The sequence below is a fragment of the uncultured Bacteroides sp. genome, from assembly GCF_949298305.1.
Taxonomy (GTDB): domain Bacteria; phylum Bacteroidota; class Bacteroidia; order Bacteroidales; family Bacteroidaceae; genus Bacteroides.
The window spans coordinates 1-8357 of sequence record NZ_CASFWU010000119.1 but is presented as its reverse complement, the minus strand read 5'-3'; the positions used below and the strand labels follow the sequence as shown (position 1 = coordinate 8357).

Sequence of the window (8357 nt, the reverse complement as noted above, 5' to 3'; positions counted from 1 at the left end):
CTGCTGCTGTTCGGCGGCAAGAAGATTCCCGAACTGATGCGTGGTCTGGGCAAAGGGGTGAAAAGCTTCAAGGAAGGAGTGAACGAGGCAAAGGAAGAAATTGAGAAAGCCAAGGACGAAGTGAACACTACCGAAAAGGAGAAATAAGCGAACGCCAATTCTGTGTCTGAGAATTCCAACCGTTCGGCTTGTTCTTCGTGGGGCGTTTCCTTTTTTTCTCCTCCCCCTGTTCTTCCCTCAACCAATATAAGCTATGGCAGACAGCGAGATGACTTTTTGGGACCATCTGGATGTGTTGCGCCGGGTATTGTTTCGGATACTTGGCGTGTGGTTTGTATTGGCTCTGCTCTATTTCGTAGCCATGCCCTATCTGTTCGACGCAGTGGTAATGGCTCCCTGCCGCAACGATTTCATCTTTTACGACCTGCTTCGTTATATCGGCCGCGTGTTTGACCTGCAAGGCGAGTTCTTTACGCAGGAATTCAACGTGAAGCTGATAAACATCAACCTGGCCGCTCCTTTCTTCATCCACATTTCAACCGCCTTCTGGATGTCTGTCGTGACGGCCGCTCCCTATTGCTTCTTCGAGTTGTGGCGTTTTGTCAGCCCTGCCCTTTATCCCAACGAGCGCCGCGGGGTCCGAAAGGCGTTGGGCGTGGGTACGGTCATGTTCTACGTGGGCGTGCTGTTGGGGTATTTCATGGTCTATCCGCTGACCTTGCGTTTCCTTTCCACCTACCACCTGAGCGCGGCCATCGAGAACCAGATTTCGTTGAATTCCTACATAGACAACTTTATGATGATGGTCCTCTGCATGGGACTGGCTTTCGAGCTGCCGTTGGTCACCTGGCTGCTGTCCCTGCTGGGCATTGTCCACAAGGGGATGCTGCGGAAGTACCGGCGTCATGCACTGGTCGTTATCGTGATTGTGGCGGCTGTCATCACTCCCACGGGCGACCCGTTCACGCTGACCGTGGTTTCCGTTCCGCTCTATCTGCTCTACGAATTGAGCATACTGATGATTAAAGACAAACATGGAGATTGATGAGGTAAACGAATACTACGCCCTGCTTGAGGCCGTATGCGGCGTTCGGGATGAGGAGACTGCCCTGCGTGGCGCTTACCGCCAGTTGCGTGAGATGCTGGAGCACCTGTGCCGCTCGCAGATGACGGACGGCACATTGCAGATGACCGACCTCTCTGCGCGCATCAGTTTCGTGGCTGCCAAGTTGGGGCTGGACATTGTGGAGCAGAACCGTCTGCACACCTTCCGCCTGACGTCCAACGCCGTACTGAACCGCCAGGAGGCTCCTTTGCCCGACCGCTTGCTGCGCGATGTCAAGACGCTGGCCTTCTTCCTCAAGCGGCTGACGGGCGGGGACATACCCGCCACGCTCTACCGTCGGCTTCCCCGTGCCGATGCCACTTACGTGGTGGCTCCTCCCGCCCGCGAACGCATCCGGCGGATGCGTGTCTGTTTCCAGTATTCCGACGAACACTATCTCTATGTTTCGCCTGCGGACACCGTGTCCGACGAGTTGCTGAAGGTGCGCTACGGCGTGCCCCAGGTCAACGAGGAGTTTGCGCAGACCTGTTCCCTGCTCTGGAGGCACGCACAGCTCAACCTGCTGGACGTGGCGGTGGACGAGGCCGGCGTGCTGACGCCTTCCTTCCTCATCCTGGAGCCCGACTACCTGATAGACATCAGTTCGCTGGCGGAGTGCTTCAAGGAGTACGGCCACCATCCGGCCAATTACCTGCTGTCCCGCCTCCAACTGCCCGAGAACACCCGCGCCCTGCTGTTGGGTAACATTGCCAACCTCTTTCTGGACGAATGGATTCATGCCGAGGAGGCTCCCGACTATCTGGCCTGCATGAAGAAGGCCTTCCGCACCTATCCCATCGAACTCGCGTCCTGTCCCGACCTGCTCGACCGCGAGAAGGAGCGCGAGTTCTTTGCCGACTGCAAGCGCCACTTTGAGAACATCCGCCGGACGGTGACGGAGACCTTCCTCGCCGCAGGCTACGACCTGGACAAGACCGACGCCGTGTTGGAGCCGTCGTACATCTGCGAGGCGCTGGGCCTTCAGGGACGACTGGACTACATGCAGCGCGACATGTCGTCGTTCATCGAGATGAAGTCGGGCAAGGCCGACGAGTTCAGCATCCGCGGCAAGGTGGAGCCGAAGGAGAACAACAAGGTGCAGATGATGCTCTATCAGGCCGTGCTGGAGTACTCCATGGGCATGGACCACCGCCGCGTGAAGGCCTATCTGCTCTACACCCGCTATCCGCTGCTCTATCCGGCCCGTCCCTCCTGGGCGCTGGTGCGCCGTGTGATGGATGTGCGCAACCGCATTGTGGCCGGCGAATACGGCATCCAGCTGCACAACCACCCCCGCTACACGGCCGAGCGGCTGGCAGACATCAACCCCGCCACCCTGAACGAGCGCGGTCTGGACAACACCCTCTGGAAGCGTTACCTCTGCCCCGCCATCGGGGCTTTTGCGGACAAGGTCAACGCGCTCTCTCCGCTGGAGCGGAGCTATTTCTATACCTTATATAATTTCATCACCAAAGAACTCTATACCTCCAAGTCGGGCGATGTGGACAATGAAAGCCGTACGGGCGCCTCGTCCTTGTGGCTCTCCACGCTCGAAGAGAAGTGCGAGGCGGGCGAAATCCTTTACGACCTGACCATTACCGGGAACCGGGCCGCCGATGCCCGCAGGCCTGCCCTGCTCCTCTCCATTCCTGAGGGGCGTGCGGAAACCGCTTCGGGCGCATTGCCCAACTTCCGTCAGGGAGACGCCGTGGTGCTCTACGAACGCAACTCGGATGCCGACAACGTCACCTGCAAGATGGTGTTCAAGGCCAACATCGAGCAGATTACGCGCGAGAGTGTCCTCCTCCGCCTCCGCATGGCGCAGCAGAATGCGGGCGTGCTGCCCGCCACTTCCCGCTATGCCGTTGAGCACGACTACATGGACACCGCTTTCCGCGGCATGTTTCAGGGGCTGGCCGCGTTCCTCTCTGCCACGCCCGGACGGCGGGCCCTGCTGCTGGGGCAGCGCGAGCCCGAGTTCGACAGCTCCTACGACACTGCCATTGCCCGGGCCGACGACGATTTTGCCCGCATCGCGCTGAAGGCGCAGGCCGCCCGGGACTACTTCCTGCTGGTGGGCCCTCCGGGGACGGGCAAGACTTCCCGGGCCCTGCGGCGCATGGTGGAGACCTTCCACGGCGAGGGCAAGCAGTTGCTCCTGCTGTCCTACACCAACCGCGCGGTGGACGAAATCTGCAAGATGCTGACCTCCATCAACCCTCCCGCCGACTTTATCCGCATCGGCAACGAGCTGGCCTGCGAGGAGGCCTATCGGCCCTACCTGATAGAGAACGTGCTGGAGCCCTGCGCCACACGCCGCGAGGTGCAGGAACGGATAGCCCGTTGCCGCATTTTTGTGGGGACGGTGTCCACCTTCTCGTCCAAGACCGACCTGTTCCGCCTCAAGACCTTCGACGTGGCCCTGATTGATGAGGCCACGCAGATACTGGAGCCGCAGCTGCTGGGCCTGCTGTGTATGCGCGCTCCCGGCGGCGGCAATGCCATCGGGAAGTTTGTGATGATAGGCGACCACAAGCAGCTCCCCGCCGTGATACTCCAGTCGTCCGGGCAGTCCGAGGTGGCCGACGGGCGTCTGCGTGCCGTCGGGCTGTGCAACCTGAAGGACTCGCTCTTCGAGCGCCTTTACCGCACCTCCGGTGCCCGTTGCCGCGACATGCTTTGCCGGCAGGGCCGCATGAACGTGGAGGTGGCCGCCTTCCCCAACCGGGCTTTCTATGGCGGACGCCTGCTCCCCGTGGGCTTGCCCCACCAGCAGGGCGAGCTCGCACCTGCGCCTTGCATGGCCGGTACCGGGCTTGCCGGGTTGCTGACCTGCCGCGTGGCCTTTCTGCCCTCCGTCCCCGAACCGCCCATGCAGTCCGTAAAGACCAACCGCTCCGAAGCCCGCATCGTGGCACGAGTGGCGGAAGCTGTTTACAGGCAGTATGCCTCCCTCGGCTCCTTCGACCCCCTGCGGGCGCTGGGCGTCATTACGCCCTACCGCAGCCAGATTGCCATGATTCGCAGCGAACTCGCGGCGCTGGGCATCGCTCCGCTGAACGACATACTGGTGGACACCGTAGAGCGCTTCCAGGGCAGCGAGCGCGATGTCATCATCTATTCCTTCTGCGTGAACCGCGCCGTGCAGCTGAAGTTCCTGGCCAACCTGACGGAGGAGGACGGCGTGCAGATAGACCGCAAGCTGAATGTGGCGCTGACCCGTGCCCGCCTGCAAATGTTTCTGACGGGAGTGCCGGACCTGTTGAGGCTGAACCCCATCTATGCCCGCCTGCTGGACTCTGTTCCTACCCTAAAAGACCTTGTTTAAGAGGAGTTTATAACTTTTTTACAAAAAATCGGCACTTTATATGCTTTATTAATAGCGCCGTGTGAAATAAACCACTATCTTTGCAACACGTTTTTTTCATAGAGATTTAGATTTAAGGTTAGAAGAATTGTGGAAGTCGTGAGACTTCCCTTTTTTTTATCTGGGCATCATTTCCGGCTGTCTTTTGGGTTGATTGACGCATTTTGTTTCCGCGAACAGGTTGAGGCTGTTCTGCGGGCGGCTTTCCGTATCCCGCCCGTTGCCGGTTGCTGACGGCATGCGGCTGGGCGGACAGAGATGCCAGGCTGCATGGGCCTTTTATCCCTCAGCCGGGTGCAGGCCGGCAATGTTTCTGCCGGCTTCATTTATTTCCGCAAGTTCCGCAGAGGCCGAAGTCTGGATAGCCCGTCTTTATCGTACAGCTTGTCCGTTCCTTTCTTTACATTTTGACACTTTGACTTTCCCGATGCCCGAGAATCCGTTTTTTCGGCCTTCCGTCCGGCTTGCACGGAAAAACGGGAGCGGAAATCCGTAATCGGCTGCATGGCAGGACGATAGCGAAATCCTTACATTTGAAATAGCGGAAAAAAGGCTTTCCGGAGCAGGAAAATGTCCTCCTTGAGGCTCCGGAAAGCCACATTTCAGGAGCCAACTACCCTTCCGGGAGGCCGGAACAAGGCTTTTTGGCGTGCGCAACAAGCATTCTGCCCGCTCCAAGCAAGCAATCTGCGCGGACGGAGCAAGCATGGTGGGCGGACGGAGCAAGCACGGTGGGCGGACGGAGCTTGCATGGCGGACGCTCCGGGCAGGCCGGATGCGCCTTTCCGGCCTCTGTCTGGCGTGTTTGGCAAAAGGCCTGTGTCAGGAAAATCCCGTTTATGCTGACTTTTTGCCGCCGTTTCCTGTTTTGACTTTGCATTTGTTCAAACGGCCGGCCGCGTGTCCGGAGGCTGTTCCCTCATGGCGGGACAAGTCTTGCCGTCCGGCCGGCCCCGGCCTGCATCCTGCCTGGAATGCAACAAACGGACAAAAGAATGAAACAATCGTCCAATTCAACCGGAGTGCATCATCCCTGCAACATGATTATCGGCCGACAGCCGCTTTCAGGCCTACATTTGTGTACATATTAACCCAAAAATAAATGTATCATGAAAAGAAGAAAGTTTGGTCTGGCGGCGCTGCTTTTTCTGGCCGCTGCTTCTCTGATGGGGCAGACCGTCGAGAGAACAGAATCGGGAGTCAGGTTCTCTACGTCACAACCTGTGCTCAACGGTGAAATCGTTTTTTATTCTCCCTCTATTGTGCGCGTGGTCAAGTATCCTTCTGCGGAGATGCCGGAGAAGAAGAGTTATCCGGTGGTAATGACGCCTCAGAAAGTGGATTTCTCATTCGGGCAAAAGGCAGAAGAGGTGGTTCTGACAACCTCCAATCTTGTGGTGATTCTCGATGCGGAAACTGGCCGCGTGGAATACCGGGACCTGAAAGGAAATACCCTGCTGGCCGAAAAGCCTTACGGAACCAACTTCCTGCCGCGCAGGGACGTGAATAAAAGCTCCTATAAAGTGAGCCAGGCTTTTATGCTCCAGCCGGATGAAGTAATCTATGGCCTGGGACAGCGTCAGGCCGGAGTCATGAATCACCGCAACCAGCAGATTGAGTTGCGCAACGTCAATACCAACATCTGTATTCCGTATTTTACTTCGGCCAGAGGCTATGGAGTCTATTGGGACAATCCGGCCGTCTCCCAGTTCAACGACAGCCCTTACGAAACTTCGTTTACCTCCCAGGTGGGGCTGCTTTCAGACTATTTTTTCCTTTATCGCGATGGCACGATGGATGGCGTAATCGCTTCTTTGCGCGACCTGACGGGGAAGGCCACCATGTTTCCGCTTTGGGCGATGGGCTATTGGCAGTGTCGCGAGCGGTACAAGACTCCGGACGAGCTGTGCAACGTCCTGGACAAGTATCGTGAGCTGGAAGTCCCGCTCGATGGCATTGTGCAGGACTGGCAGTACTGGGGCTGCGATTCGAACTGGAATGCCATGAAGTTTATGAATCCTTATTATATCAACAAGATTGGGGACGAAAAATGGATGAAGTACATGCCCGGCGGCGAGCAGCCCAAATTGTTGACCAAAGAACCCCGCATCAAGAGCCCGCAGGAAATGGTGGACTATGTTCATAAACGGAATGCTCACCTGATGATTTCCATCTGGGCCAGCTTCGGCCCTTGGACTGACCAGTATAAGGAACTGAAAGAGATGAAGGCATTGCTTCCTTTCGATACGTGGCCGTGGAACTCGGGTACAGCTCCATACGACCCGTTCAATGAGAAGGCGCGCGACCTTTACTGGCGGTACCTCACCCCGATGTACGACATGGGAATGGATGCTTGGTGGACCGACTCGACCGAGCCCGACCATTTCAACGTGAAAGACAGCAATTTCGACTTGATGACTGCCGACGGTTCGTTCCGTTCGGTGGCTGCATCCAGAATATATTTTTTCAAGTCTTCGTCAATAGGATCAGGATAAATACTCTTAAGTCGACGATCTAAATCTCTTCGGTCTGGTAGAGGGACAGAGATGACTGTAACGTATTTTTCAATTTCATCAGGAAGCTGATATGATGGTGATAGAAAAATAATATGTTTATTAATTTTTTTCATCTCATTTGACAGTTTACGTAAGCTGACGATTACCTTCTCCCTATCAAAGTACTTGTGAAAATCTTCAATAAGGAAAATTTCCTTTGAGTCATCTTCCGATTTGCTAAGTCCTTTATGTAGGTATTCCAAAAGAGTTTCGCAATCCTGAGTACTCTCATACTCCGGATGTGACACAATACCTTCCAGTCGATTATTTTGGTTCTTGTTATGAGTTCTCAAAAAATCAACGCAATCCCATGTATGGAAAGCGTAATCGCCTTCAAATGCAATTTTTCTCAGTTTCTGGGTTACTCGGCTGTATTCAGAAGTAACTAAATACAATAAAGGAAACCCAGCATTGAGCATATCCTTAATAGTTCTAAATGTTTCTTCCATATTACTTAATGGTTTGAGTGTTCTTGTTTGTTATCTTCTTTTGCTCTTTAAGACGAGCAATCATTATATCATATTCCGGTTTCTTGGTCATGATACGTTTGTTGCCAAATGCCTCCTGTAAATCGTCCATGGCAGCATGAGCTCTCTCGTTAACATCATCTGGCAAATAGTTTGAATCAGTTACTACTGTACCATCATTGAGAATCGAGAACTTTATCTCGTAACGTTTCTCCTTCTCATCTTCGAGCTTTGTATAGCCTACCATACAAAAACGATCGACCTCCTCAGCTGTAGGAGCGAAATCATATAGTTTCTTTAGCGTGAAGCCTTTCTTCTTGAAAGCATCTACCACAGTCTTCCTGGCATACTCTACATTAAGAGGAAAGAAAACAGATTGTAAATCTGCTACTAACTGCCCACCATTTGACAGATAGTAGCTATTATAGGTCACAGTTGATCCTGAAACTCTCAGAACATATTCACCATAGACCTTTTCCTTTTGCTTTGCATCGGTTACAATGAGGTCTTCACCCTGGACTTTATATGTCCAACCAAGTTTGTCACATGCTGCTTTGAGGATTTCTTTATTCATTGTCTTAGGATTTTTCACAAAGCGTGAACTTTCATACCTTGACATAATAATATTTAATGATTATCCGCATATTGTCCGTCTGTATGTTCTTGACTTGAAATCGGTATTGTAGCTGATGGCAGCCAAGACGGCCCTGTCGAAGAGCTTCTCTCCGAAATACCTTCTGTTAAACTTGTAGCAGAATTCGTTAAGGTAATACTGTAGATACTCATGCTTGATCCTGTGGTGCATATCCAGAAGCAATCTCTTGGCATTGCTGATGGCGATATGTACCCACGGCAGTATCTTC

Annotated in this window: 6 protein-coding genes; 4 read left to right on the top strand and 2 right to left on the bottom strand. The window is 54.2% G+C overall.

The window, feature by feature from the left end; all coding sequences use genetic code 11:
- The 4 genes from Q1Y74_RS12825 to Q1Y74_RS12810 form a co-directional block, all read left to right on the top strand.
- Positions 1-147, top strand: a 147-nt coding sequence (locus tag Q1Y74_RS12825) for a twin-arginine translocase TatA/TatE family subunit (protein WP_300814699.1), incomplete at its 5' end; no start/stop codon positions are given.
- Positions 148-253: 106 nt separating this feature from the next.
- Positions 254-1045 carry a twin-arginine translocase subunit TatC gene (gene tatC / locus Q1Y74_RS12820; protein WP_300814698.1) on the top strand — a complete coding sequence of 264 codons (792 nt, stop codon included), beginning with the start codon at positions 254-256 and terminating at the stop codon, positions 1043-1045.
- A complete protein-coding gene (locus Q1Y74_RS12815; protein WP_300814697.1) occupies positions 1035-4433 on the top strand; it encodes an AAA domain-containing protein in 3399 nt (1132 codons plus the stop codon). The genes tatC and Q1Y74_RS12815 overlap by 11 nt, the downstream gene beginning before the upstream one ends.
- Positions 4434-5581: 1148 nt before the next feature.
- On the top strand, positions 5582-6967 hold the full coding sequence (locus tag Q1Y74_RS12810; RefSeq protein ID WP_300814696.1) for a TIM-barrel domain-containing protein: 1386 nt from the start codon (positions 5582-5584) through the stop codon (positions 6965-6967).
- Positions 6968-7477: 510 nt separating this feature from the next.
- Here the strand turns inward: Q1Y74_RS12810 and Q1Y74_RS12805 are convergent.
- Both Q1Y74_RS12805 and Q1Y74_RS12800 read right to left on the bottom strand, forming a co-directional pair.
- Positions 7478-8068, bottom strand: a complete 591-nt coding sequence (locus Q1Y74_RS12805) for a hypothetical protein (RefSeq protein ID WP_300814695.1) — start codon at positions 8066-8068, stop codon at positions 7478-7480.
- A gap of 60 nt (positions 8069-8128) precedes the next feature.
- Positions 8129-8357 (bottom strand): transposase (locus tag Q1Y74_RS12800; RefSeq protein ID WP_300814694.1); only part of this gene is annotated, 229 nt, incomplete at its 5' end.